Origin of the sequence: Kitasatospora sp. NPDC059673, from assembly GCF_042734215.1 — a bacterium.
Taxonomy (GTDB): Bacteria; Actinomycetota; Actinomycetes; order Streptomycetales; family Streptomycetaceae; genus Kitasatospora.
The window spans coordinates 72,516-95,209 of record NZ_JBHWEN010000028.1 but is presented as its reverse complement, the minus strand read 5'-3'; the positions used below and the strand labels follow the sequence as shown (position 1 = coordinate 95,209).

Here is a 22,694-nt window from a genome sequence, read left to right as displayed (position 1 = left end):
GTGTCGCGCGCCCCGCGCCCCCGTGACGGGTGGTCGCGGCTGCTGCCTGCCCTCGGCTACCGGCCGGACTGCGGCTGACCCGACGGGGCGTCGGGCCGGCGGGACTGCACCAGGGCCACATAGCGGACGGTGAACACCATCGGCACGACGAAGCCGGCGATCTGGACCAGCAGGGAGGCGAGCGAGTGGCCGTGGCCCGCGTGGGCGAGCAGGCCCAGGACGACGGCGGTGACCGCGAACGCGGCGGTCCACACCGAGGTGATCACCACGTTGACCCGGATGAACGGCTTGAGCGGCCAGATCTCGGGCGGGGTGCTGCGCTTGGCGATGCCGAGCGTGAACGGCTTGCCGATCAGCAGCGAGGTGCCGGCGATGACGGCGAGGCACGCGGAGGAGAGCGTCGCCGAGTAGGCGCGGACGCCGGAGTGCGGGTCGGCGAAGGCGATCGCGGCGAGCACCGCGAAGAACAGCGCGGAGCCGAGCTCGATGATCAGCGCGTCGTAGGCGGCGCCGGCCCTGCGCTGCTGAAGGATGACGGCCGCGGCGACGACCAGGCCGGCCAGGGCGGCCCACTGCCACTGGGCGGACGGGATCACCGCGAAGACGATCCAGGGCAGGAAGGTGCGCAGGTACGACATTTCGGTGTGGATTCCCCCTCGGTGAATCGGCCGCTCCGGCCGTGCTGCCGGCAAGCCTATCCACTCGGCCACACCAATCACACCAAACGTCCGGATACTTACCATTGGCATGCCGTCAACTCCCTGATCTGCCAAGGAGACCGCGGCCGAGCGGTCCGTGACGGTGTGCCAGGAGTCCGGGGCATGGAGAACACCACGGGGATGAACACCTCTCAGCGCCCGGTCGTCGAGAGGTGCAGGAGCGTCAGAGGTGGGCCAGGTAGTGCGCCAGGTACGGCGGGGTGCGCAGGGCGGGTGTCTCCTCCCGGGGCACCAGCCGGACGGCCTGGCCCTCGCCGAGGACGAGGGCGCCTTCGGGTCCGTCGTAGACGGCGTGCAGCACGACGGTGGTGTCGGCGATCAGCGGGTGGCGCGGCACGTCGAGCGGGCGCAGCGCGGTGACGGTGATGCCGGCTTCTTCGCGGATCTCGCGGGTGGCGCAGTCGTGGGCGCTCTCGTGGCCTTCGCGCCAGCCGCCGATCGGGGCCCAGTGGCCGGGCCAGGCGATGCCGGGGTGGTCGTCGCGCAGGTTGAGCAGCACGCGCTCGCGTCCGGGGGTGGTGACCAGGACGAGGACGCCTTCGAAGGCTTCGGCGGCGGGGTCGGTGTCTTCGGCGTACAGGGTGGTGCGGGCGCGGCGGGCGCGGTCGACGAGCATCAGTCGGCGGTGGTCCTGGGGTCGCATCCGGCTGCGCCAGCGCCACAGGGTGTCAACGGCCCAGTCGGTGTGTGCGGCGGTGAGGCGGATGCGGTGCAGTTGGTCGTCGTCGAGGGTGCCGCCGTCGAAGATGTGGCCGGTCCGGGCGAGTGGCCGGTCGGTGGTGGGGGTGTGGTGCAGGACGGCGAGCAGTCGGCGCCCGCCGGCCGGGTCGAGTCCGAGCTGCTCACGGGCTCTCAACAGGGCGGTCTGCCAAGGGCTTTCGCCGGGTCGGGTGTCGCCGCCGGGCAGCTGCCAGCGGTCGGGGTGCTGGGCGGAGCGCAGGTGGAACGGGTGGCCGTTGCGGTCGGTGAAGTAGAGGGCGCCGTAGCTGCTGGTGAGGGCGGTCCGGCGCAGGTACTGGCCGATGGGTTCGGTGAGGTCGTGGTGTCCGGTCACGGTGTCCCCCTGTCCACGTGTGCCTGTTTCCGGCCCTGGGCGGCGCTGCGGCGGCTGCCAGTGCCCGGTGCGAGGTCCGCCGGAACCTCGGTGCCTCCAAATTCACCCGTCCGGCGCAATGAGCGCAACCCGCCGTGCGCCCGGATGTAAGGACGGGTTGGGTGGAACCCGGGGCCGGCGATCTTGGTCGGTCCGTGGAACGGATGGAGGGACTGCGTCGATGTACTACAGCAGCGGCAACTACGAGGCGTTCGCCCGGCCCCGCAAGCCGGCGGGAGTGGACAGCAAGCGGGCGTGGTTCGTGGGCTCGGGGCTGGCGTCGTTGGCGGGCGCGGCGTTCCTGGTCCGGGACGGGCAGATGGCGGGCGAGCGGATCACCATCCTGGAGCAGCAGAGGATTCCGGGCGGCGCACTGGACGGCATCAAGGAGCCGGAGCGCGGGTTCGTGGTCCGCGGCGGCCGTGAGATGGAGAACCACTTCGAGTGCCTGTGGGACCTGTTCCGCTCCGTCCCCTCGATCGAGATCGAGGGGGCCAGCGTCCTCGACGAGTTCTACTGGCTGAACAAGGACGACCCGAACTTCTCCCTCCAGCGCGTCACCCACCAGCAGGGCCGTGACGCCGGCACCAACGGCCTGTTCGCGCTGGGCGACCGGGCACAGCGGGACCTGCTGAAGGTGTTCCTGGCCACGCGTCAGGAGATGGAGGGCAAGCGGATCGACGAGGTGTTCGGCGAGGAGTTCCTGGCGTCGAACTTCTGGCTGTACTGGCGGACCATGTTCGCCTTCGAGCAGTGGCACTCGGCCCTGGAGATGAAGCTCTACCTGCACCGTTTCGTCCACCACATCGGCGGGCTGCCGGACTTCTCGGCGCTGAAGTTCACCAAGTACAACCAGTACGAGTCGCTGGTGCTGCCGCTGGTGAAGTGGCTGACGGACCAGGGTGTGGTGTTCCAGTACGACACCGAGGTCACCGACGTCGACTTCGCCTTCGCGGACGGCCGGAAGCAGGCGACGGCGCTGCACTGGATCTCCGGCGGTGAGCCGGGCGGGATCGAACTGACCGCGGACGACCTGCTGTTCACCACCATCGGCTCGCTGACCGAGAACTCCGACAACGGCGACCAGCACACCCCGGCGAAGCTCAACGAGGGCCCGGCGCCGGCCTGGGACCTGTGGCGGCGGATCGCGGCCAAGCACGAGGACTTCGGCCGTCCGGACGTGTTCGGCGCGCACGTCGCGCAGACCAAGTGGGAGTCGGCGACGGTGACCACGCTGGACCACCGGATCCCCGAGTACATCCAGAAGGTCTGCAAGCGCGACCCGTTCTCGGGCCGGGTGGTGACCGGCGGCATCGTCACCGCCCGCGACTCGTCCTGGCTGCTGAGCTGGACGGTGAACCGGCAGCCGCACTTCAAGCAGCAGCCGAAGGACCAGATCGTGGTGTGGCTGTACTCGCTGTTCGTGGACGTGCCCGGCGACTACGTGAAGAAGCCGATGCAGGAGTGCACGGGCGAGGAGATCACCCGCGAATGGCTGTACCACCTGGGTGTGCCGGTGGAGCAGATCGACAAGCTGGCGGCGGAGGCGGCCAAGTGCGTGCCGGTGATGATGCCGTACGTGACCTCGTTCTTCATGCCCCGTCACGCCGGTGACCGGCCGGACGTGGTGCCCCCGGGCGCGGTGAACTTCGCCTTCATCGGCCAGTTCGCGGAGGCCGGCGACCGGGACTGCATCTTCACCACCGAGTACTCGGTGCGCACCGGCATGGAGGCCGCGTACCGCCTGCTCGGCGTGGAGCGCGGCATCCCCGAGGTGTTCAACTCGACGTACGACGTGCGGTCGCTGCTGAACGCGGCGAGCCGCCTGCGCGACGGCAAGCCGGTGGCGCTGCCCGGCCCGCAGGTGCTGCGCAAGCGGCTGAACAAGCGGCTGGAGACCTCGGAGATCGGCGAGCTGCTCAGCGAGTACAACCTGCTGCCCGAGTAGGGACTCCCCCCGCGTGCGGTGCCCCGGGCCCTGGCGGCCCGGGGCACCCGTGCGTCTGCTCGGTGGTGAACTCGGCCGTCATCGCCATGTCCTCGTCCTCCGGGGTGGTGGAAGTCGGTGCCGCACCGCCGGATCTCCACCTGGCCGAGCCCGGGCGCGGCAAGCCCCGCGCCCCACCATCTCGATATCAAGCATCTTGATATCGAGAGACTTTTGGGGCAGAGTGCTCCCGGCACGGACGAACGACAGCGCGAACGGGGTGGCGGCGATGGGTACGGGACGCGGGGGCGGCAGCGGGACGGGGTTGCTGGCCCAGTTGCGCAACCCGCCCGGGGGCGCGGCGGGGCGGACCATGCTGCTGACGGTGTTCACCGACCGGACCGGCTCGGGGGTGTGGGCGGCGGCCTGCGTGCTGTACTTCACCGAGGTGGAGCGGCTGACGGCCGGACAGGTCGGGCTGCTGCTCGGCGTCGCCGCGGTGGCCGGGATCGCCGGCTCACCGCTCGCCGGGCGGCTGGCCGCGAACCTCGGGAGCCGGCCGGTGCTGATCGGGTGCCACCTGCTGCGGGCGGTGGCGCTCGCGGCGGTGCTGCTCTGCTCGTCGTTCGGCGCGCTGCTGGGCCTGGTGGCGCTGACCGCCCTGGGTGACCGGGCCGCGCGCGCGATGGAGATGCTGTTCGCCACCGACGCGGCGGGCGAGCGGCGTTCGGTGTACCGGGCGCTGTCCCGGACGGCGATGAACGCCGGCTACGCGGCGGGCGCGGGCCTGGCCGCGATCGGCCTCGCGGTCGGCACCCCGGCCGCGTACCGGGCGCTGCTGCTCGCGGACGTCCTCTCCTTCCTGCTGTCGGCCGTCCTGGTCGCGAGCATCCGTGAGCCCCGGCACGAGGGCCGGGTGGTCGCCGGGTCCGCCCGACCCGCGCCGGACGCCGACAGCACGCCCCGGCCGAGCCCGTGGCGGGACGGCGGCTACCTGCGGTTCGTCGCGCTGGACTGCGCGCTGACCATCGACGACGCGATCCTGAACGTCGGCCTGCCACTGTGGCTGATCCACGCCACCCACGCCCCGCACGCACTCGTCCCGGCCTTCCTGGCGATCAACACCGTCCTGGTCGTGGCCGCCCAACTCCGCGTCTCGGCCGCCGTCCGGACACCCCGCCAGGCGGTGCGCGCGGTGCCGATGTACGGATTCACGGTGCTCGGCTGCTGCGCGGCGGCGGCCGCGGCGCACGGGACCGGTCCGGTCCTCGCCTCGGCGCTGCTACTGGCCGCGGCGGTACTGGTGACCTTCGCCGAACTGCTCCGCTCGGTGGTGTCCTGGGAGCTCTCGGTGGCCCTGGCCCCGGAACGTGCCCGCCCCGAATACCTCGGCGTGGCCGGAATGGCCCAGTCCACCGAGAAGGCGGCCGGCCCCCTGCTCCTGACCGGGGCCGTCCTCTCCACCGGCCCCCTCGGCTGGCTCGCCCTGGGCACGGCCACCACCGTCGCGGCCTACGCCCAACGCCACTTCACCACGGCCCGCCTGCACGCCGCCGGCGCCACCGGCGCCACCGCGTCCGGCAGCGCCAAGTCGCCCGCGCCGTCGACGACTTCGGGCTGAGTTCCACCACCGCCCCGAGCCAGCGGCCCACCACCGGGCCCTGTCGCCACTTGGACACAGTGACATCGCGGGGACGTACGGACTTGCCCGGGCCACGGTCGCGGCCGCTCTGCACGCATTGGCGGCCGAGGGGCTGATCGAGCCCCGGCCGGCGGCGGGGGCGGGCTGGAAGGCCCTGACCCGCCACGCCGGATCCCCTGCGGATCCTCGGCAAAACCCCTCGCGGCCCGCACCTGTTCCGCCTCCGAACGGCCCGGCTGCCGCACCCCTCCGCTGGACTCGCACAGGCAGGGCGGCCCCTGGGCGTGACCGCCACCATCGCGGCGCCGCTTCGGCGCAGGCCGCCCGACCGCCGTCGCCGTCGCATCCGGCAGCGCCAAGTCGCCCGCGCCGTCGACGACTTCGGACTGGGTTCCACCACCGTCCCCGTCAGGTCGGTGGGCAGCCCGACCCTGCCTGTGAGGGCGCGTCTCAGGGGCGCTCGCGGCCGAAGAGGTCTACGCGGATCGGTTCGGCGGCCGGGGCGGTGCCGGGGGCGGGGTCCTGCGGGGAGAAGGCGATTGCCAGGCCGGCCACGGCGAGGACCACCACGATGCCGACGGCCACCGGCAGGGCGAACTGCGAGGCCGGGACGCCGGTGCCGCCGGCGCGGCCGTCCAGGGTGACGGTGACGGCGGCCATCGCGGTGTAGTGCATCGCGACCACGGCGATGCCGGCGATCAGGGCCGCGCCGAGCGCCGCCGTCAGGCCCTTGATGTGCAGTGCCATCCACAGTGCGGCGGTGGCGGCGGCGATCGCGATCGCGACCGAGGCGACGACCAGCAGGGTGTCGTAGGAGACCTCGCCCTCGACCTGCATCGCGGCCATGCCGAGGTAGTGCATCACCGCGACGCCACAACCCGTCAGTACGCCGCTGACCAGCAGGGTGCCGGTACCGCTGCCCCGGTAGCCGACGTAGCCGATGCCGAGGCCGACCACCACCACCGCGACCAGCAGGCTCAGCAGCGTCAGCGGAATGTCGTACACCAGGGTGGAGGCGTCCACCATGAATCCGAGCATCGCGATGAAGTGCATCGACCAGATTCCGCACCCGAACGCGCCGGCTGCCAGCGCCAGCCAGCCGGCCCGCTTCTTCGGCGGCAGCGTCATGGCCCTTGCCGTGCACCGCAGTCCGATGGCCGCGCCCACGCATGCGATGGCATACGCGACGACCGGATTCACCCACCCGTACTGGAAACCGTCGAGGTGGGCCATGGTGCCGTGATTCATGCGAGGGGGGGTCCGATCGAAAAACGAAATGCTCGTGCGGGATTGCCGCACAGACAATACCGCCTGGTAGCTACTGGTCCGCACCAACCGTCAACAATCTGTTCACCCGGCCTTTTCGGGTGCCGTACCACTCCTCCATCAGCTCTCGGCGTGGCAGGCTTGACGCTCGTGAAGAACGACATCGACGACCTCGAGAACCCGGCGGGGCCGCCGCCGCTGCCGCCCCTGCTGATCGTGGACGGCGCGAACGTGGTCGGCTCGGTCCCGGACGGGTGGTGGCGCGATCGGCGCGGCGCGGCGCGGCGGCTGCGTGACGCGCTGGTGGCGGTGGCCGATGCCGGACTCCCGGAGCTGCCGGGCCCGTTGACGGTCGTCCTGGTGGTGGAGGGTGCCGCCCGCGGGGTGGAGTCGGTGCCCAGCGTCCGGGTGGAGTCCGCTCCCGGCAGCGGTGACGACCGGATCGTCGAGCTGGTCGCCGAGGAGTCGTCCCGCCGCTGCCTGGTGGTCACCGCCGACCGGGGTCTGCGCGAGCGCGTCACCGTCCTCGGTGCCACTCCCCTGGGCCCGCGCACCGTGCGCCGGCCGGGTGCGTGACCGGCTGTCAGGCGGTGCGCCGGCCGGGTGCGTGACCGGCTGTCAGGCGGTGCGCCGGGCGGGGCGCCGGTGCGCGGGGCTCGCGCCGCGGGCGCGTTTGACGGCGGTGCTGAAGGCGAACGCGTCCTCGTAGCCGACCTCGCGGGCGACGCCGATGCGGGCGACGGCGACAGCGGTGCGGTCGGTGTCGCGCAGCTGGTCGGCGGCGAGGGTCGTCCGCCGGCCGGTGAGGCAGCCGAGCGGGGGTTCGCCGACGGCGGCGGTGAAGTGCGCGGCGAACGCGGCCCGGGACTGGCCGACCTTTGCGGCGAGTTCGGCCTGCCACCGCCCCGCGCTGCCGCCGGCTGGGCCCCCTTGGCTTTCCTGGTCCGGCGCTGGCGCAGGATCGGCTGCGGGGCGGGGCTCAGGCCAGGCGGGTGCGGGTGGTGGTGGGGCGGGTGCGGCCCCGGGAGGTGGGGGTGGGGCGGGTGGGGCGGCGGTCGGGGCGGGGCTGGTCGCGGGTGGGGCGGGCGGCGAGGGCGGCTTTGAGGGCGCGGACGGCCAGCAGGACGGCGACGGCGGCGAGTTCGGTGGGTTCGGTGGCGCCGCGGCGGGCCGCGGCGAGCTGGCAGACCGAGCACCAGACCGCGCTGGCCCGGCCGCCGTCCGGGTAGTGCAGGGCGGGTGGCACCAGGTAGTGGCAGCCGCAGCTCTGGCAGACGAAGACCAGCGTCACTGGTGCACCACCCCCGAGCCCGCGCACACGGTGCACGGCGACCAGAAGGTGCGCCGTACGGGCTGCTGCCATCCCTGTCCGTCGGTCTCCACGGTGTGTTCGGTCTTCTCCGTGCCGCGAGCCCCGGCGCAGCCCGGGCAGGTCTGCTGCTCAGTCATCAGCCACCTCCAGGGCACAGACCGTAGCGTGCCGACCCCGGTGAGCGACAGCGATTCGCCGCCGGACCACTCGGAATTGCGGTTCACCGGCCGCGCACCCACCGCGCACGACGCGCGCGGGCCGCATCGGCTGCGCGCCCCCGACCGCCCCGCGCGCCCCGACCGCCCTCCGACCGCACGCCGACCGCCGACCGCCGACCCGCTGTCAGGAAGTCGGCCAGTCCGCCGGGGACGCCTCGACGTCGTTGCCGCGGACCCACACCGTGGAGACGCCGAGCAGCCGGCGCATCACCGCGAAGCCGCCTTCCCACCCGCCGGGCAGTCGCAGCCGCCCGGACCGGACGCTGCCCGCGCTGAACCGGGTGTCCGCACTCTCCAGCATGCCGGTCCAGCCGGGCAGGCCGAGTTCGGGGACGTTTCCGGTCAGGTCGGCCTGGACCGGAATCTCCAGTCCGTCGGCCAGCAGCAGGGCGGGGCCCCGGTACACGGGTGTGCTCATGCGTAGAGCCTGCGGGACCTGCCCTTACCTGCGCAAATCCCGCAATCCCGGCGGAGCCGGACACCCCGGCGCGACAACGGTCGGCCGACTGCTTGACGGACAGTCAGCTCGGTTGCGGCAGGCGCGTCCAGCACGGATCCGGGGCAGCGCGAAGCCGCTCAGCGCCTCGTCTGGTACCTGGTCAGGACCACGCCGCCGGGAAACGTCCGGGTCTCCAGCAGGTTCAGGTTCACCCAGCTGTCCAGCGCGGTGAAGAACGGCGTGCCGCCGCCCACCAGGACCGGGTGGGCGGCGATCACGTACTCGTCGATCAGTCCGGCCCGCATGGCCGCCCCGGCCAGCGTCGCGCCGCCGATGTTCATCGGGTCGCCGTCCTCGGCCTTGAGCCGGGTGATCTCGGCGATCGCGTCGCCGGTGACCAGGCGGGTGTTCCAGTCGACCTGGTCGATCGTCGAGGAGAACACCACCTTCGGCGTGTCCCGCCAGTTCCGCGCGAACTCGATCTCCGCCGGGGTGGCGTCCGGCTGCTGATCGCCGGTCGGCCAGTAGGAGCTCATCGTCTGCCACAGCTTGCGCCCGTACAGCGACAGGCCACTGGCCCGCTCGTGGTCGAGCCACCACTGGAACAGCTCGGGGCTCGGCGGTCCGCTCCAGCCGATGTCGTCGCCGGCGGCGGCGATGTAGCCGTCCAGGGTCAGGTTCATGCCGTAGATCAGTTTCCGCATGGCCCAGCCTTCCGTCCGTGGGCGTCACCCGGCGCCTGCACCGGCGCGGCGCGGAAATTCGTCGGTGCGCTTTTCCGGGCTCGCCGGTGGTCCTCGTGCTCGGGCTCAGCGTGGTGCACACGGCCGGCACGGGCAAGCCGTCCGAGCCCGGACTCGTCCTGGCGAGGAAATGCGGCCAAGAAACGCCCAGGTCACGCGGGATCGACAGGTCACGAGCGGCGAGATTCTGTGCTCCCGGCAATCACCCTGGCGTAGCGCTTCGGGTCCTGCGCGGCCAGCCGCCGCAGGGCGGTGGCGGCCTGGGACTCGGGCGGGGTGCCGTCGTCCTGGAGGGTCCAGCAGAACTGGCGGGGGTGGTCGGGCGGACCGGGGTTTCCGGTGCCCTGGCCGGGGAGGGACCAGAAGGTGAGCTCGACGGTGTCGGGCGCGTCGGGGCTGGTGCCGATCCAGCCGCGTTCGGCGCCCCAGCGGCGCAGCAGGTCGGGTTGTTCGATCAGGGCGGCCTTGATCAGCCGGGCCAGCTCGCGGGCGTGCCACCTCCAGCGCGGGTCGGCCTCCGCCCGGGCGATCGCGGCGTCGTAGGCCGCGGCGTCGAAGCGGCGGGCCGGCGGGTCGAAGGGCGCGCGGCCGTTCAGGGTGCGGCGCCAGTTCTCCCAGAGCACGTGCTCGCCGTCCCGTCGCACGGTGACGAAGAGCTCGCCGCAGCAGCCTCCGGCGCAGGTGGCTTCGGCGAGTTGGACCTCGTGCGGCTCCGCCCGGGCGTGCAGCCGGCCCTCGTCGAGCAGCAGTTCCGGGGTGAGCGCGGGGCCGTCGCGGAACAGGGTGGGGACGATCGGGCGGCCGTCGATGAGCACCCGGGTCTCCAGGCGGAGCCGTTCGACCGGGTCGGTGGCCACCACCTCGATCCGGATCGGCTCGGGGGTGGCGGGGTGCTCGAACGGGCCGCGGCCGGTACGGCGGATCCATCCGGCGCGCCGCCGCCGTAGCCGCTCGCGCTCGCGGCGGTAGGCGACGTGACGGGTCGCGGCGGTCAACGCGTCGAGTGCGGCGAGCAGTTCGCCGCGTCGGCCGGGTGGCCAGTCGAGCAGGACGGCGGTGCCGCTGGACAGGTCGAGGGCGAGCGAGAGCAGGGTGGCGGCGGTGTCGAGGGTGGGCGGCAGTTGGGCGGCGCGGGCGATGACGGTTTCGTAGAGGCGCCGTGCGTCGGGGTGAGTGAGCAGTTCGGTGGGGTCGTCGTGCGAGTGGGCGAGGCGGACCAGCAGGTGCGCGGCGACGGCGAGCAGTTCGGTGTCGGCGGGGTGGCGGTCGAGCAGTTCGGGCAGGCGGGAGGCCTCGGTGATCTCGCGGGCGGTGCTCGCGGAGAGCGGGAGGGTGGTGGGCAGGGCGCAGAGGGCGGGGCGGACGGCGCCGCAGTCGCCCGTCCAGAGGGCGTCGACCAGGGGCCGGAGGTCTTCCGGGTGGGCGCGGAGGGCGAGCGAGAGGACGGCGGCGGTGGGGCGGTCGAGCCGGTCGAGGGCGTGGACGGCCGGGGCTGCGAGCGGGCGGAGAGTGCCGAGCGCGAGCACGTCCGGCACGTCCGCCGGCTCGCCGAGGCGGCCGAGCAGGGCGATGCCGACGGCGGCGGTGGGCACGCTGGTGGCGGTGCGCACAAGTTGCCGCCCCAGCTCGCGGGCGGCCATCGCGTCGTCGAGAGCCAGCTGGTCGACGGCCGTCACGATGGCGCGCAGGTGACGAGTCGCCGACCGGAGCCCGGCGAGGCGGTGGTGAACGGTGGTGGCGTCGTCCGGCAACGGGGTGAGGGCGGTGCGGACGGCAAGGACGACCTCGTCCATGGCGAGCCGCGACCGGTCGTGGTCGGCCACGGGGCCGGGCAGGGCGTGGCCGCCCCGGGGTGGGACGGCGGCGCTGAGTGTCAGGCGGGCGTGGTCGTACAGGGCGGTCGGCGGGCGGCGGCCGGGGGCGCTCACCAGGTGACGTGGGACTCGATTCGGTGGCTCATGGCCCGCAGCCTGCCAGCCCGGCCGCCCCCTGTCGAACCATTTTCCGACGCTTCGTCGGATATCCGTCGAAAACGGGCCTCCGCTGCCGGCCGCCGACCGTCCTGCCGCTGGTCAGCGGCCGCCGAGGCGGCGCTCCAGCTCCTTCAGGTAGCTGTCGCCGTAGGCGTCGGCGAGGTCGTCCAGGTCGATCATCGGGGGAATGTCGATGACGGGCTGGCGCTCGATCAGGAACGCCACGGTCTCGTGCACCACCTGGCCCTCGTCGGCCTCGGGGAGTCCGGTCCGGTCGAGCACGGTGTCGGTGACCCGGATCCGGGTGGCGGCCTGGGCCGCCCCCTCCTCGACCCGGACCAGGTACTCGCGGTCCCCCAGGGGCTCCACCCGGATGTCAGCTGCCATGGCGCAGGTCGTCCTTCCCTCGGTGCTCGGCCGTCGGGGCCGTGCCGTTGATGGGTGCCGACGCCGCGCGGCCGACCCGCCGGGCGCCGGGCGTCTCCACCTTACGACCTGCTCACCTCGTCCCCGTCCAGGCCCCGCGCCCCGGCGTGCGGACTTGACGGCCTGTCGGCGTGCGGCGCGAGGTACGTCCGGCTGACGCCCGCCCTGGCGTGCGGGTCATCGCGGTGGGCGAGGTGCAGCGGCACCGGCTTGTTGGTGCGGGCGAGGGTCTCGGGCGCGTCGAGCGGGAACATCCGGCGGCCGGGCGGGACGGGGCCGTGGCGCAGCGAGGGGACGATCCGGCCGTCGCCGGCGAGCAGGCGGGCCAGGGTGGCCATGGCGGTGGGGCGCTGCTCCGCGTCCAGGTGCATCCGGACGGCGGTGAGCAGGATCAGGTCGTAGCGGTCGGCGCGGGCGGTGCGGCGGGGCAGGTGCGGGATGGCGTCGTCGAGCCGGTCGATGGGGTGCTGGACGTGCCGGGCCCGCCCGAGTGCGCGGATCGGGGCGGTGGGTTCGACGGCGGTGACGCGGTGGCCGGCGGCGGTGACGCGGCGACGCGGTGACGCGGTGGCCGGCGGCGGTGAGGGCGGCGGCGTCCCGTCCGCTGCCGGCTCCCGTCGAGCACGGTGGCGGGCCCGGCCGGGAACGGATGGAGCACCTCGCGGTGGACCTCCGCGAGGCTCACGCTCTCGTACTGCTCGACCAGGGCTTCGGCGGCGTCGGCGTCCGGCGGTGCTGTCCATCGCGGGCAGGCGGGGGTCCATGGGGTCACTGTGCATACGGGGACGGTGGTCCACGGGGCCCGACGCACCGTCAACTCGCCTTTCCCGTGGGCTTCTCAGGGTTCAGCCGACGACGGCGACGGGGGCGTCCCAGGCGTTGCGGTCCACGGTGAGGGCGGCGCCGCCGTAGCTCTCCTTCTGGTTGACCTGGTACTGGTGGGCGCGGCGGTGGCCGGCGTAGAGGCCGGCGGCGAACGGGAAGCTGCCGGTGGTGTCGGCGGCGCCGTCGTAGCGGGCGTACCAGAGGGCGTCCGGCAGGTCGGGGGCGTTCGTGCCGGCGGCCTGCGCGATGCCGGCGGCGCTGGACGAGGCGAAGCCGTAGAACCCGGCCCAGTAGCCGGAGTTGTGCACGGCGCGGTTCCAGGACCGGGTGTAGGCGAGGACGGCGTCGGCGCAGCCGGTGTCGGCGGTGTTGTAGGCCTCGACGTCGAGGTAGAGGGTGCTGCCGGCGCGCATGCCGAGGGCGGCGGCCTTGGCGACGGCGTCGTTGCCGTCGCTGGTGCCGAGCGTGGTGGCGGTGTCGGCGGTGATCTTCTCGGGGCTGCTGCCGGTCTGGCACGGGGGCTGCGCGCCGACGTACAGCGGGACGAGTTTCCAGCCGGTGGCGTTGACGGAGCTGACCCAGCCGGCGGTGAGCTGGGGCTGGGCGCAGCCGCGGTTCTTGCCGCCGATGTAGACGGCGGCGGCGCCGTACGGGGAGGTGCCGTGCCAGGCGTTCATGGTGGCGAGTGGGGGTGCGGTGCAGGTGTCGAAGGCGAGGCCGGTGAAGGTCGAGGGTGTGGTGCCGGGCTTGGCGGCGGGTGCGGCGTTGCCGGCGGGCGCGGGGGTGCTCGCGGAAGCGGCAGCCGGGGCGGATCCGGAGGGCGCCGCGGAGGCGGAGGCCGAGGGGGACGCCGGGCCGGACGCGGATGCCGATGGGGAGGCGGAGGCGCTGTCACCGGGCGCGGGCGTGGCGTCGGTGCCGGTGGGGGCGCTCGCGGCGGGTTCGGCGGCGTGCGGGGCGGGGTGGTCCTTGGTGGTGGCGGCGAGGGCGGCGACCCCGCTGCCGATCACCAGCACGGTGGCGGCGGAGAGCAGGACGGCGCGGCGGCCCCGGGGGCGGCGGGGTGTGGTGCGGGCGCGGCGGTGCGACACGGGATCTCTCCAGGTGGAACGGGGTGGAGGGTGGGGGCGCGGCGGGAAACGATCACCGCGGGTGGCGCACACCCTAACGGGTGGCCGGTAAACGCTTTCCCAATCCTTTCCCAACCCCGGGCGGAACCGGGCGGCGCCTAGGATGTGGGGTGAACAGTCCTAGTCGAGCGCGGGGCGGCCGCGGCGGAGGGAGTCTCCGATGGAGTTGGCGGGCCTCGATCCGGAGAGCGGCGAGTCCGGTGACGGCGAGGAGGGCGGCCGTCGGCGTCGCGGGCAGGGCGAGCTGGCGACCGAGGTGCTGACGGTGCTGCACGGCGCGCCGGGGCCGGTGACGGCGTCCTGGGTGCAGGAGCAGCTGGGCGGCGAGTTGGCGTACACCACGGTGATGACGATCCTGTCGCGGCTGCTGGCGAAGCAGGCGGTGGTGCGCAGCCGGGCGGGTCGGGCGTACGTGTGGTCGGCGGCGGCGGACGCGGCGGGGCTGACGGCCCGGCGGATGCGCCGGCTGCTGGACACCGAGCCGGACCGGGACGCGGTGCTGGCGAGTTTCGTGACGGCGTTGACGCCGCAGGACGAGCAGTTGCTGCGCTCGCTGCTGAACGCGACGGACCCGCCGCAGGACGGCGCGGGCCCGGGCAGCGGGCGGTGATCGATGGGCTTCTTCGTCTTCCTTCCGCTGGTGCTGCCTTTGACGTCGTGGCCGATCGCGCGGCTGGCCGAGCACCATCTGCACCCGCGCAACGCGGTGCGGCTGCTGAGCTGGATCGGCGTGTCGATGGCGGTGTGCAGCACGCTGGCGCTGGGGCTGCTGTTCGTGGTGGGCACCGCGCAGATTCCGGGCAACCCACTGCCCGACAGCTGGTCGGACCCGGAGATCCGTACGGCGGTGCCGTTCCACGAGGAGGTGGGTACGGCCGCGGTGATCGGTCTGGTGACGGTGTTGACGGCGTGCTCGCGTTCGCTGCGCCGCCATCTGCGGATCCGGGCGCGTGCCCAGCGGGCGCTGGCGCCGATGCCGCTGGATTCGGATCTGGTGGTGCTGCCGGACGCGGAGCCGTACGCCTACGCGGTGCCGGGGGTGCCGGGCCGGGTGGTGGTCTCGACGGCGATGATGGACTCGCTGGACGCGGACGAGCAGCGGGCGCTGTTGGCGCACGAGCGCTCGCATCTGGCGAACCGTCACCACCGTTTCCTGTTGGCGGCGCAGTTGGCGAGTTGTGTGAATCCGTTCCTGCGGCCGTTGCAGAAGGCGATCAGCTATGCGACGGAGCGGTGGGCGGACGAGGAGGCCGCGGGTTCGGTGGGTGACCGGCGGCTGACCGCCCGCGCGGTGGCCCGGGCGGCGCTGGTCACCCGTTCCGCCGGGCCGTCCCCGTCGTTCGCGGCCTTTGCTGCCCCGGGTCCGGTTCCCCGCCGGGTGACGGCGCTGCTCAGCCCGGCGCTCGGCCTGTCCTGGCCGCCGCCGGCCAGTCCGGCCGGTCTGGCGGCGATGGTCGCGGCGGCGGGAACGGCCGCCTCGGCGGTCTTCGCGCTGAACGCGGCGGTGGCCCTGCTCCTGTTGGTGAAGGCCGCCACTCCCTGGTAGCACCTGTCGTTGACCGACGCGACGGCCCCCGCCGCTTGGCGGGGGCCGTTCCTCGTTCCGGTCGGGTTGCCGGGGCTGTCAGTCCACGCAGGGCACTCCCCCGGCCTTGACCGGCGGGCCCTGCATCTGGAGCGTCGCGCCGGGGTCGGCGGCGGGTGCTCCGCTTGTGCCGGGGGCGGTGTAGTCGGTGCCGAGGGTGAGTTGGACGTGGCCGGCGGCGATGCCCGTCCCGGCGGTGGCGGTGGCGCCGTAGCGGGCGGCGATCTGTTCGGCGGCGTCCTTGGCCCCGGCGCCGTACTTGACGGTGGTGGTCTTGGGTTTGGTGTCGGCGGTGGTGACCTTCCCGGCCCGATAGCCGAGCGCGACCAGCGCCTTGGACTCGTCCCCCGCCGCGCCGCCGACCGGCGAGCCGTTGACGACGTCCACGGTGGTGTTGGCGGCGTCGGCGGGCGGCGCGGCGCTGGGCGCGCCGCTGCCGGCGGGGGGTGCGCCGCTGCCGGCGGCGGGCGCGGGGTCGGTGGCCTGGCCGAACAGCTGCTTGACGATGCGCCGCAGCTTGGCCGGGTCGACCTGGTTGACCTCCTGGCCGCCGATGTTGGCGAACTTGTCGATCGGCAGGGTGTTGAACTCGACGTTTCCGCCGGTGAGGTTGGGCGCCTGCTGGGCGAAGTCGAGGATCTGCCAGTCGTCGTCTATGACCACGTCCTTCTTGACCACGTCGAGCAGCGCCTGCATCTTGCCCAGGTCGTCCATCACGCCCTGCTGCTTGAGCTTGTACTCGACGGAGGCGATGAAGGCCTGCTGGCGGTGGGTGCGGTCGAGGTCGCCGTTGGTGAGGTTGTGCCGCTGGCGGACGAAGGACAGCGCCTGGGCGGCGTCCAACTGGCTCTCTCCGGCGGGCAGTTGCAGGCCGGTGCCGCCGCCGGGCCGGACCACGTTGCCCTTGCTGTCGGTGACCCGGGAGACGATCGGGTCGTTGACGGGCTTGTTCAGGCAGACGGTGATCGGCTGGAGCGCCTTGGCGATGTCGTAGAAGCCGAGCAGGTTGACCTCGGCGAAGTGGTCGATCGGGATGTCGAGCAGCTTCTGCACGGTCTGGATGGTGGCCGAACGCCCGGCTTCCCGGCTCTGGTGCTCCAGGTCCGCGCCCTTGACGCCCTTGGCGCGCAGCTTCTGCTCGGCGGCCTCCTTGGCGTACCCGTACGCCTCCTTGACCTTGTGCATCTTGCCGTCCGCGCCGTACGTCTGCACCCAGTCGTCGCGTGGGATGGACACCGCCTGCACCTTTCCGCTGGGCGGGATGTGCAGCACGATCAGCGAGTTGGTGTTGTAGCCGCCGATCTCGCTGGATCCGGCGTGCAGTTCGTCCTGGACGAACTCCTTGGGCAGGTCGTTGCCGTCCATGTCCTTTCGGCTGTCCAGGCCGATCAGCAGGAGGTTGATGGACTTGTCGAGGTGCTTGGGGGCGTTCTTCTTCGCCTCGTCGAGTGCGTGCGAACGCGTGACGCCGTTCAGGTTGTTGACGGTGTACCAGGCGAAGCCGCTGACGGAGAGCACGGCCAGCGAGACGCCGCAGGCGACGGTGCGGCCGGCGATCACCAGCGGGGCGGTGCGGGACGCGCGGATGCCGGTCCGCCGGGTGCTGCGCTGCTCAGCCATGGTGAGCCTTCCGGGTGCGGCGGGTGCGGACGGCGACGGCCAGCAGCGCCGCGGCCAGGGCGGCGGTCATCGGCCAGAACTGGCCGCTGACCAGCTTCAGGCCCTGGGTGGCGAGCCCGGCGCCCCGGTACTGGTCGCCGCGCGCCAGGTAGTCGACGGCGCAGGCCACCGTCAGCGTGACGACCGGCGCGCCGCTGACGATCCACCACCAGCCGCGCCGGGTCGCGACCAGTGCGGCCATCGCCGCGCCCAGCACCGCGCACGTCGCGTACAGCCAGCCGAGTCCGGCGCCGAACAGTTCGTCGGCCAGCGCCCCGAGCACGGGCAGGCCGAGCGCCGGCAGCACCGCGGGCATCCGGTTCGACGCCGCGGCCGCCGGCCGGCGACGGTCGGACCGCCGCGCGGCCGGCACCCGCCCGGCGGCCGGGCGCTGCTGCTCCGCTCGCCGTCGCTGTTCCGGGGCCCGCTGCCCGCCGTCCGGGCGGTAAGCGTTTTCCGGGTCCTGCCGGGGCGGGCGGTAAGCGCTTTCCGGTTCCTGCCGAGGCGCGCGGTAAGCGCTTTCCGGTTCCTGCCGGGGCGGGCGGTAAGCGCTTTCCGATTCCCGCCGAGGTGCGCGGTAAGCGCTTTCCCGTTCCCGTCTCGGCGAACGGTAAGCGCTTTCCGGTTCACCCCGGGGTGCGCGGTAAGCGCTTTCCGGCTCCCGCCGGGGCGGACGGTAAGCGCTTTCCCGCTGCCTTCCGGCGCGCTGACCCGGCACGGGGCGCTCGTTCGGTTCGGGGGTCGGCGCGGCCGCCTGCTGCCCGTACTCGTCCCGCCGCAGCGGCGTTCCGCTGCGCGAGCCCGCTGGCCTTCGCCCCGTCATCGTCACCCCTTGTCCACTGCCACGTCGTCGGCGCGACGTTCGACCGGTCCGGTCTGACAGACGCGCACCGGACGCCGCCCGGTTCCTCTACACGCATGTAGAGGTTGGAGCGAAGCATACAAATCCGTTCCGGGTACGTAAGCTCACCCACAGGTCGTCGCGGCGGGCCGCCCGTCGCGGGCGACACCTGGCAGAACGCGGCAGGCCGTCGGCAGGACACGGCCGCCGGCCGGCGACGGACCGCCGGCCGGGCCGCGGATCCGAACAGAAGGAGGCCCGGCAGTGGCGGAGCGCGGCGCGAAATGGCCGTGGGCGGTACTGGCCCTGGCGGTCCTCGCCATCTGGCTGTACGAGCGCGGCGACGACTCCGCGTCCACATCCGCCGCCACCCCGCCCGCGGCCTCGGCGAGCGGCTCGACCGGCGCCTCGGCCCCGGGGGCGCCCAGTCCTTCCTCCACGCCGCGCAGTTCGGCCGACTACGCGCCGCCGCGGTTCGCCCCGGAGGTGCGCAAGTACGCCGACGAGGCAGGGGTGGATCCGCAGCTGCTGATGGCGATCCTGTTCAACGAGTCGTACAAGCCGCACGGGCCGGACGTCGAGCGGGCCTGGCAGAAGATGAAGCCGGAGGCCTCGTTCGGCGTCGCCAACATGCACCGCGCCGCGTATGAAGAGTGCAGCAAGGGCCGCCCGTTCGCCGACCGGCCGTGGGAGGACCTGCCGGACGACCCGGCGCTGGCGGTGCGGGCGGCCGCCTGGCACCTGCACGACCTGGGGGCGCAGCTGCCCGCGAAGTGGTCGGCGTCGTACAACCGCAACGAGTTGATGGCGCTCGGCTACAACACGGGTGCGGGCAACATGCTGGCGTTCGCGCGCGGCGCGCACCCGGGCCCGGAGGCCCGGTCGTACCTGGACCGGCTGCACGACAACTGGGACAAGTCGGCTGCGGCGATTGCTTCTTGAGGATGCCTCAGATACCGGCCGCCTGTTCCAGTTCGGCGAGCGGGTAGGGCGTCAGTTTGCTCTCCCTCAGCACGCGGCGGTGGAAGTCGTCCAGCACCACGGCGGTCGGGGCGTGCCGGTCGAGCAGGGCGGCGGCGGGTTGGGGCACGGTGGTGGGGCGGTGTCCGGCGAGCCAGTCGCGCAGGAAGTCGGTGCGGTCGGTGTCGCCGCGGTAGCGGTCCACCAGGTGGTACTGGAGCAGGTGGCCGGCGGTGTAGTGGCGGTCGTAGCCGCGGTGGTCGGCGAGGAAGCGGCGCTCGGCGGGGGTGAGGTCGAAGCGGGTGCTGAGGGCGAGGCCGAAGTCGGCGAAGGCGATCAGGTGGCCGTCGGTGAGCACGTTCTTGAAGTGCGCGTCGAAGTGCAGGAAGCCGCGTTCGTTCATGAACCGCGTGCCGCGGGCGAGTTCACCGGCTGCCCAGTGGTGCGGGATGCCGGTGTGGTCGGGGTGGTGGTGCAGCCAGTCGGCGAGGGTGTGCGGGAAGTGTTCGAGGAACAGCACCAGGCTGTGGGTGGCGCCGGCGAGGGCCTCCAGCCGCCTGCGCACGGCCGGGTGCCCGTCCCAGTGGGTGACGGCCCCGTCGAGTCCGCCGAACTCGTCCATGAAACCGGCGGGCGGGGTGTCGGGCAGAACCCGCCAGTGGTACATCAGCGGGAAGCTCTCCTCGGCACGGTCGAGCACCCAGTGGGTGGTGAGGGTGTGCGCGGCGAGTTCGCGCCAGGTGCCGAAGCCGGCGGAGCCGATCCCGTACTGGTAGAACCCGGGCAGCTCGAAGAGATTGGCGGTGCTGCGGACGTTGCGGGCCTCCAGTTCCAGGTCGGTGAGCGGCACCCGTTTGACGAACACCGGGACCCCGTCGATCTCCAGCGTGCCGGCCCGCCCGCCGATCCCGGAACCGCTGGGCGCCCACGCGCCTGCGGCGGCGAGCAGGTCGCCCAGCTGCCGGTCGCCGAGCAGGGCGAGCGCGGTGGCGGCCGTCCCGTACGTCCTGATCCGCGCGTCGGTCGTCGGCTCCTCGGCGTGACGCATCGACAACTCCCTCGTCCGGCACCCCCGTCCGCCCGAGCCTACCGCCGGAGGGTGCCGCACTTCAGCGGAGGACGGCCGGTCAGTGGTGCCAGGCCTGGCCGCCGGTGTTGTGGATGAACCGCTGCAGGGCCTTGATCGTGGTCAGGTACACCTCGTCGGAGATGCCCGCGTGGCGCTCCGCCCACAGTTCGTCCTGGAGGGCGGCGGCTTTGCTGAACTGCGCCCGGCCCTCGGGGGTCAGGGCGAGCCGGCCGTCGGACTCGGTGGTCCAGCCGCGCTCGACGGTCACCTCGATCTCGGCCTCCATGGCGTCCCGTCCGGCGTCGAGGTAGCCGTGCAGCAGGTCGGTCACCTCGGTGCGGAGGCGCGGCCCGTCGGGGTTGGCCAGCTGGGCGAGCACCCACCACTGCGGCTGGGTGAGGCCGAGTTCGGCCAGCGCGCCGCGGGTGCGGGTGACGACGGCCTTGTAGGCCGCCCAACTCCAGTAGCCGATGGGCTGCTTGATCAGTTCGGCGTCGCTGTGGGTGTACTCCATGGCCGGACCCTCCCGGTCTCGTCGATCACTGCGGTGCGCCCGAGCCTAGAAGTTCAAGCGCGCTTGAGGTCAAGCCCGGCGCTGGCCTCTTCCCCTAAACTGACTCACCGTCAACTCCCTGCCAGCGGAGGGTCATCAGTGTCCGAAGACCTGCTCATCGCCAAGATCAGCCACGGTTTCGACCACCTCGACGCGGACGGCGACGGTCTGCTGACCGGGCAGGACCACGTCCTGATGGGCCGGTCGGTGGCACGTTCGCTCGGGCACCCGGCCGGATCGCCCCAGGAGGAGCGGATCGTGGACGCGTACCTGGCGATCTGGCGCGAGGTGCATCTGCCCCAGCTGCCCGCCGGGGCAGGCGCGATCGGGCGGGCGCAGTTCCTGGAGTCCACGCTGGCGCTGGCGGACGATCCGGCGGCGGCCGAGGCGGTGCTCGGCGGGCTGGCCCGGGCGTTCCTGGCGATCGCGGATGCGGACGGCGACGGGCAGTTGGACGCCGACGAGTTCTTCGCCTTCCAGCACGGCCACTTCCCGCAGTTGCGGCGCATCGACGCGGACGCCGCGTTCGCCCACCTGGACCGGGACGGTGACGGCGCGCTGTCGGCCGAGGAGTTCGTCACCGCGATCGTCGAGTACTGGAGCAGCCGCGACCCGCAGGCGCCGGGGAACTGGTGGACCGGCAGTCCGCAGGGCAATCCCGACCCGACCACGCTCTGATCCGACGCGCGGCCCAACGGCACTGCGGTGGACCGCTGTTGACCACCCTTCGGACGATTTGACCGGGCGGCGGGCTCCGGGCAGCCTGGCGGTCATGACAGATCTGGATCTCGCGGGGTGGGTGGCCCGGATCGACGCCGAGACGGCCGGCGCCGGGGACCTGCATCGGATCGCGCACGCGCAGCGCCTGGCACGGGAGTTGACCGAGCTGGGTCACCGTCTGGTGGAGCACTACCTCGCGGCGGCGGACCCGACCGGGGCGGCTGAGGCGACCGAGGCGGCCGAGGCCCACTCCGAGGAGGTGCGGGCGGCGGAGGACCAGGCGGACGCGCTGCTGGACGAGGCGCGGCAGCGGGCCCAACGGCTGGGCCACCGCGAGACCAACAGCGGCCACCTGCTGCTGGCGCTGACGGCGGTGGACGACGCGGCGCCGACGGTGCTCGCGGGGCTGGGGGTCTCGCCGGAGGCGCTGGAGTCGGCGATCGCGCAGGCCTGGGAGGGCCACGCGTGGTGGCGGTTCCCGGTGCCGCCCGGCGACTTCCCGCCACTCGCCCTGGGCACGGCGGAGGTGTACGAGCGGATCACCGACCCGTCGGCCGGGGCGGGTCTGCTGACGGAGCGGCTGCTGCTGAGCGTCCTGCAGAACGACACCCGGAGCCCCGGCCGGCCCGCCCTGCACACGCTGGGCCTGACCACCCGGCAGGTGTACCGCGAGCTGACCCGCCGCCTGGCCGCCGCCTGACCCCGGCGCCCCGTGGCAGCGGCGCCCCGTGGCAGCGGCGACGCGTTCTCCCGCACGGCGTTGTTGCTGCGGGTCGGCGCAGCGCTGAACGGGCAGACTGGGGAGCATGACGGCTTCTCACGGGCAGGGCCCGGTGGATCACAACGAGGCGCACGATGCCGCCCTGGGCGGCCGGTTGAACTGGCTGCGGGCGGCGGTGCTGGGCGCGAACGACGGCGTGGTGTCGACGGCGGGCCTGGTGGTGGGCGTGGCGGGCGCGAACGCCAGCTCCAGCGAATTGCTGACGGCGGGCCTGGCGGGCCTGCTGGCGGGTTCGCTGTCGATGGCGGCGGGCGAGTACGTGTCGGTGAGCACCCAGCGGGATGCCGAGCAGGCGGCGCTGGCGCTGGAGCGGCGGGAGCTGCATCACACGCCGGAGGCGGAGCTGGCGGAGCTGACGGGCCTGTACGAGGCGAAGGGCCTGGAGCCGGAGCTGGCGCACCAGGTGGCCGTGCAGCTGACCGCGCACGATGCGCTCGCGGCTCACGCGGAGGCCGAACTCGGCATCGATCCGAACGAGTTGACCAATCCCTGGCATGCCGCGTGGGCGTCCTTCGCGGCGTTCACGGTGGGTGCGCTGCTGCCGCTGCTGGCGATCGTGCTGCCGCCGCCCACGCACCGGGTGTGGATCACGGTGGTGGCGGTGCTGGCGGCCCTGGTGGTGACGGGCTGGGCGAGCGCCCGCCTCGGCGGCGCGGACCCGCGCCGGGCGGTGGTGCGCAACGTGGTGGGCGGTGGCATCGCGATGGGCGTGACGTACGCGGTCGGTGCGATCCTGGGCGCGTCCACGGGCTGAGCCGCGGCGCACGCCGGGGCCTGTCGTCGAACCCGCGCCGCGGCCCTGCGGCGTCCGGT

The 22,694-nt window shown here is 73.3% G+C and carries 24 protein-coding genes and 1 pseudogene; 9 read left to right on the top strand and 16 right to left on the bottom strand.

The features are described 5' to 3' along the window. Nucleotides 1-56: 56 nt before the first annotated feature. Both ACFV18_RS27470 and ACFV18_RS27465 read right to left on the bottom strand, forming a co-directional pair. Nucleotides 57-638 carry a hypothetical protein gene (locus ACFV18_RS27470; RefSeq protein WP_380487669.1) on the bottom strand — a complete coding sequence of 194 codons (582 nt, stop codon included), beginning with the start codon at nucleotides 636-638 and terminating at the stop codon, nucleotides 57-59. Nucleotides 639-882: 244 nt separating this feature from the next. After that, nucleotides 883-1,773, bottom strand: a complete 891-nt coding sequence (locus tag ACFV18_RS27465) for an NUDIX domain-containing protein (protein WP_380487667.1) — start codon at nucleotides 1,771-1,773, stop codon at nucleotides 883-885. Between the two features lie 220 nt (nucleotides 1,774-1,993). On the opposite strand from ACFV18_RS27465, the gene ACFV18_RS27460 reads away from it, so the two are divergent. Together ACFV18_RS27460 and ACFV18_RS27455 are read left to right on the top strand one after the other, a co-directional pair. After that, nucleotides 1,994-3,760 (top strand): oleate hydratase, encoded by a 1,767-nt coding sequence (locus ACFV18_RS27460; protein WP_380487665.1) that lies wholly within the window; start codon nucleotides 1,994-1,996, stop codon nucleotides 3,758-3,760. A 268-nt stretch (nucleotides 3,761-4,028) separates the two neighbouring features. Further along, entirely contained in the window at nucleotides 4,029-5,360 is a 1,332-nt protein-coding gene (locus ACFV18_RS27455) for an MFS transporter (protein WP_380487663.1), read from the top strand. 471 nt (nucleotides 5,361-5,831) lie between these two features. On the opposite strand, the gene ACFV18_RS27450 is transcribed toward ACFV18_RS27455, so the two are convergent. Continuing rightward, a complete protein-coding gene (locus ACFV18_RS27450; protein WP_380487661.1) occupies nucleotides 5,832-6,629 on the bottom strand; it encodes an MHYT domain-containing protein in 798 nt (265 codons plus the stop codon). Nucleotides 6,630-6,797: 168 nt separating this feature from the next. On the opposite strand from ACFV18_RS27450, the gene ACFV18_RS27445 reads away from it, so the two are divergent. Next, nucleotides 6,798-7,223: an NTP pyrophosphohydrolase gene (locus tag ACFV18_RS27445; protein WP_380487659.1), complete on the top strand. Its 426-nt coding sequence runs from the start codon at nucleotides 6,798-6,800 to the stop codon at nucleotides 7,221-7,223. Between the two features lie 42 nt (nucleotides 7,224-7,265). On the opposite strand, the pseudogene ACFV18_RS27440 reads toward ACFV18_RS27445, so the two are convergent. The 9 genes and pseudogenes from ACFV18_RS27440 to ACFV18_RS27400 form a co-directional block, all read right to left on the bottom strand. Further along, nucleotides 7,266-7,523 (bottom strand): annotated as a pseudogene (locus tag ACFV18_RS27440) (helix-turn-helix domain-containing protein); the annotation flags it as partial. A 103-nt stretch (nucleotides 7,524-7,626) separates the two neighbouring features. Next, complete coding sequence (locus ACFV18_RS27435) at nucleotides 7,627-7,938, bottom strand: hypothetical protein (protein ID WP_380487658.1); 312 nt, start codon at nucleotides 7,936-7,938, stop codon at nucleotides 7,627-7,629. Next, nucleotides 7,935-8,096, bottom strand: coding sequence for a hypothetical protein (locus ACFV18_RS27430; protein ID WP_380487656.1), 162 nt, complete (start codon nucleotides 8,094-8,096; stop codon nucleotides 7,935-7,937). Before ACFV18_RS27430 ends, ACFV18_RS27435 begins: the two co-directional genes overlap by 4 nt. A 205-nt stretch (nucleotides 8,097-8,301) precedes the next feature. Beyond that, a complete protein-coding gene (locus tag ACFV18_RS27425) occupies nucleotides 8,302-8,595 on the bottom strand; it encodes a hypothetical protein (protein WP_380487655.1) in 294 nt (97 codons plus the stop codon). A gap of 158 nt (nucleotides 8,596-8,753) precedes the next feature. Beyond that, nucleotides 8,754-9,320: a dihydrofolate reductase family protein gene (locus tag ACFV18_RS27420; protein ID WP_380487653.1), complete on the bottom strand. Its 567-nt coding sequence runs from the start codon at nucleotides 9,318-9,320 to the stop codon at nucleotides 8,754-8,756. Nucleotides 9,321-9,529: 209 nt separating this feature from the next. Then, nucleotides 9,530-11,287 (bottom strand): hypothetical protein, encoded by a 1,758-nt coding sequence (locus ACFV18_RS27415; protein WP_380487651.1) that lies wholly within the window; start codon nucleotides 11,285-11,287, stop codon nucleotides 9,530-9,532. A 144-nt stretch (nucleotides 11,288-11,431) separates the two neighbouring features. Next, entirely contained in the window at nucleotides 11,432-11,719 is a 288-nt protein-coding gene (locus ACFV18_RS27410; RefSeq protein ID WP_380487649.1) for a hypothetical protein, read from the bottom strand. Nucleotides 11,720-11,820: 101 nt separating this feature from the next. After that, nucleotides 11,821-12,522 (bottom strand): hypothetical protein, encoded by a 702-nt coding sequence (locus ACFV18_RS27405; protein ID WP_380487647.1) that lies wholly within the window; start codon nucleotides 12,520-12,522, stop codon nucleotides 11,821-11,823. 81 nt (nucleotides 12,523-12,603) lie between these two features. Continuing rightward, nucleotides 12,604-13,674, bottom strand: coding sequence for a glycoside hydrolase domain-containing protein (locus ACFV18_RS27400; protein ID WP_380487645.1), 1,071 nt, complete (start codon nucleotides 13,672-13,674; stop codon nucleotides 12,604-12,606). Nucleotides 13,675-13,873: 199 nt separating this feature from the next. On the opposite strand from ACFV18_RS27400, the gene ACFV18_RS27395 reads away from it, so the two are divergent. Together ACFV18_RS27395 and ACFV18_RS27390 are read left to right on the top strand one after the other, a co-directional pair. Continuing rightward, nucleotides 13,874-14,323, top strand: coding sequence for a BlaI/MecI/CopY family transcriptional regulator (locus ACFV18_RS27395; RefSeq protein WP_380487643.1), 450 nt, complete (start codon nucleotides 13,874-13,876; stop codon nucleotides 14,321-14,323). Between the two features lie 3 nt (nucleotides 14,324-14,326). Then, nucleotides 14,327-15,259, top strand: coding sequence for a M56 family metallopeptidase (locus ACFV18_RS27390; protein WP_380487641.1), 933 nt, complete (start codon nucleotides 14,327-14,329; stop codon nucleotides 15,257-15,259). Nucleotides 15,260-15,337: 78 nt separating this feature from the next. On the opposite strand, the gene ACFV18_RS27385 is transcribed toward ACFV18_RS27390, so the two are convergent. Together ACFV18_RS27385 and ACFV18_RS27380 are read right to left on the bottom strand one after the other, a co-directional pair. Beyond that, nucleotides 15,338-16,918 (bottom strand): LCP family protein, encoded by a 1,581-nt coding sequence (locus tag ACFV18_RS27385; RefSeq protein WP_380487640.1) that lies wholly within the window; start codon nucleotides 16,916-16,918, stop codon nucleotides 15,338-15,340. Then, entirely contained in the window at nucleotides 16,911-17,273 is a 363-nt protein-coding gene (locus ACFV18_RS27380; protein WP_380487638.1) for a DUF6542 domain-containing protein, read from the bottom strand. The genes ACFV18_RS27385 and ACFV18_RS27380 overlap by 8 nt, the downstream gene beginning before the upstream one ends. Before the next feature lie 789 nt (nucleotides 17,274-18,062). On the opposite strand from ACFV18_RS27380, the gene ACFV18_RS27375 reads away from it, so the two are divergent. Continuing rightward, nucleotides 18,063-18,740 (top strand): transglycosylase SLT domain-containing protein, encoded by a 678-nt coding sequence (locus ACFV18_RS27375; protein WP_380487636.1) that lies wholly within the window; start codon nucleotides 18,063-18,065, stop codon nucleotides 18,738-18,740. 7 nt (nucleotides 18,741-18,747) lie between these two features. Here ACFV18_RS27375 and ACFV18_RS27370 read toward each other — a convergent pair whose 3' ends face one another. Beyond that, nucleotides 18,748-19,806: a protein kinase family protein gene (locus tag ACFV18_RS27370; RefSeq protein ID WP_380487635.1), complete on the bottom strand. Its 1,059-nt coding sequence runs from the start codon at nucleotides 19,804-19,806 to the stop codon at nucleotides 18,748-18,750. A 79-nt stretch (nucleotides 19,807-19,885) separates the two neighbouring features. Then, nucleotides 19,886-20,341, bottom strand: coding sequence for a MarR family winged helix-turn-helix transcriptional regulator (locus tag ACFV18_RS27365; RefSeq protein WP_380487633.1), 456 nt, complete (start codon nucleotides 20,339-20,341; stop codon nucleotides 19,886-19,888). A gap of 138 nt (nucleotides 20,342-20,479) precedes the next feature. Here ACFV18_RS27365 and ACFV18_RS27360 point away from each other — a divergent pair, with 138 nt between their 5' ends. The 3 genes from ACFV18_RS27360 to ACFV18_RS27350 all read left to right on the top strand — a co-directional run bounded on the left by ACFV18_RS27360 (nucleotide 20,480) and on the right by ACFV18_RS27350 (nucleotide 22,635). Beyond that, on the top strand, nucleotides 20,480-21,058 hold the full coding sequence (locus ACFV18_RS27360) for an EF-hand domain-containing protein (RefSeq protein WP_380487631.1): 579 nt from the start codon (nucleotides 20,480-20,482) through the stop codon (nucleotides 21,056-21,058). 94 nt (nucleotides 21,059-21,152) lie between these two features. Next, entirely contained in the window at nucleotides 21,153-21,800 is a 648-nt protein-coding gene (locus ACFV18_RS27355) for a Clp protease N-terminal domain-containing protein (RefSeq protein ID WP_380487628.1), read from the top strand. A gap of 106 nt (nucleotides 21,801-21,906) precedes the next feature. Beyond that, entirely contained in the window at nucleotides 21,907-22,635 is a 729-nt protein-coding gene (locus ACFV18_RS27350) for a VIT family protein (protein WP_380487625.1), read from the top strand. Nucleotides 22,636-22,694 lie beyond the last annotated feature (59 nt).

Coding starts and splice junctions, on each gene's coding strand:
- ACFV18_RS27460 (WP_380487665.1), top strand. CDS start 1,994: ATGTACTACAGCAGCGGCAACTACGAGGCGTTCGCCCGGCCCCGCAAG.
- ACFV18_RS27385 (WP_380487640.1), bottom strand. CDS start 16,918: ATGGCTGAGCAGCGCAGCACCCGGCGGACCGGCATCCGCGCGTCCCGC.
- ACFV18_RS27390 (WP_380487641.1), top strand. CDS start 14,327: ATGGGCTTCTTCGTCTTCCTTCCGCTGGTGCTGCCTTTGACGTCGTGG.
- ACFV18_RS27395 (WP_380487643.1), top strand. CDS start 13,874: ATGGAGTTGGCGGGCCTCGATCCGGAGAGCGGCGAGTCCGGTGACGGC.
- ACFV18_RS27405 (WP_380487647.1), bottom strand. CDS start 12,522: ATGGACCCCCGCCTGCCCGCGATGGACAGCACCGCCGGACGCCGACGC.
- ACFV18_RS27455 (WP_380487663.1), top strand. CDS start 4,029: ATGGGTACGGGACGCGGGGGCGGCAGCGGGACGGGGTTGCTGGCCCAG.
- ACFV18_RS27450 (WP_380487661.1), bottom strand. CDS start 6,629: ATGAATCACGGCACCATGGCCCACCTCGACGGTTTCCAGTACGGGTGG.
- ACFV18_RS27365 (WP_380487633.1), bottom strand. CDS start 20,341: ATGGAGTACACCCACAGCGACGCCGAACTGATCAAGCAGCCCATCGGC.
- ACFV18_RS27350 (WP_380487625.1), top strand. CDS start 21,907: ATGACGGCTTCTCACGGGCAGGGCCCGGTGGATCACAACGAGGCGCAC.
- ACFV18_RS27420 (WP_380487653.1), bottom strand. CDS start 9,320: ATGCGGAAACTGATCTACGGCATGAACCTGACCCTGGACGGCTACATC.
- ACFV18_RS27370 (WP_380487635.1), bottom strand. CDS start 19,806: ATGCGTCACGCCGAGGAGCCGACGACCGACGCGCGGATCAGGACGTAC.
- ACFV18_RS27410 (WP_380487649.1), bottom strand. CDS start 11,719: ATGGCAGCTGACATCCGGGTGGAGCCCCTGGGGGACCGCGAGTACCTG.
- ACFV18_RS27425 (WP_380487655.1), bottom strand. CDS start 8,595: ATGAGCACACCCGTGTACCGGGGCCCCGCCCTGCTGCTGGCCGACGGA.
- ACFV18_RS27380 (WP_380487638.1), bottom strand. CDS start 17,273: ATGCCCGCGGTGCTGCCGGCGCTCGGCCTGCCCGTGCTCGGGGCGCTG.
- ACFV18_RS27470 (WP_380487669.1), bottom strand. CDS start 638: ATGTCGTACCTGCGCACCTTCCTGCCCTGGATCGTCTTCGCGGTGATC.
- ACFV18_RS27355 (WP_380487628.1), top strand. CDS start 21,153: ATGACAGATCTGGATCTCGCGGGGTGGGTGGCCCGGATCGACGCCGAG.
- ACFV18_RS27430 (WP_380487656.1), bottom strand. CDS start 8,096: ATGACTGAGCAGCAGACCTGCCCGGGCTGCGCCGGGGCTCGCGGCACG.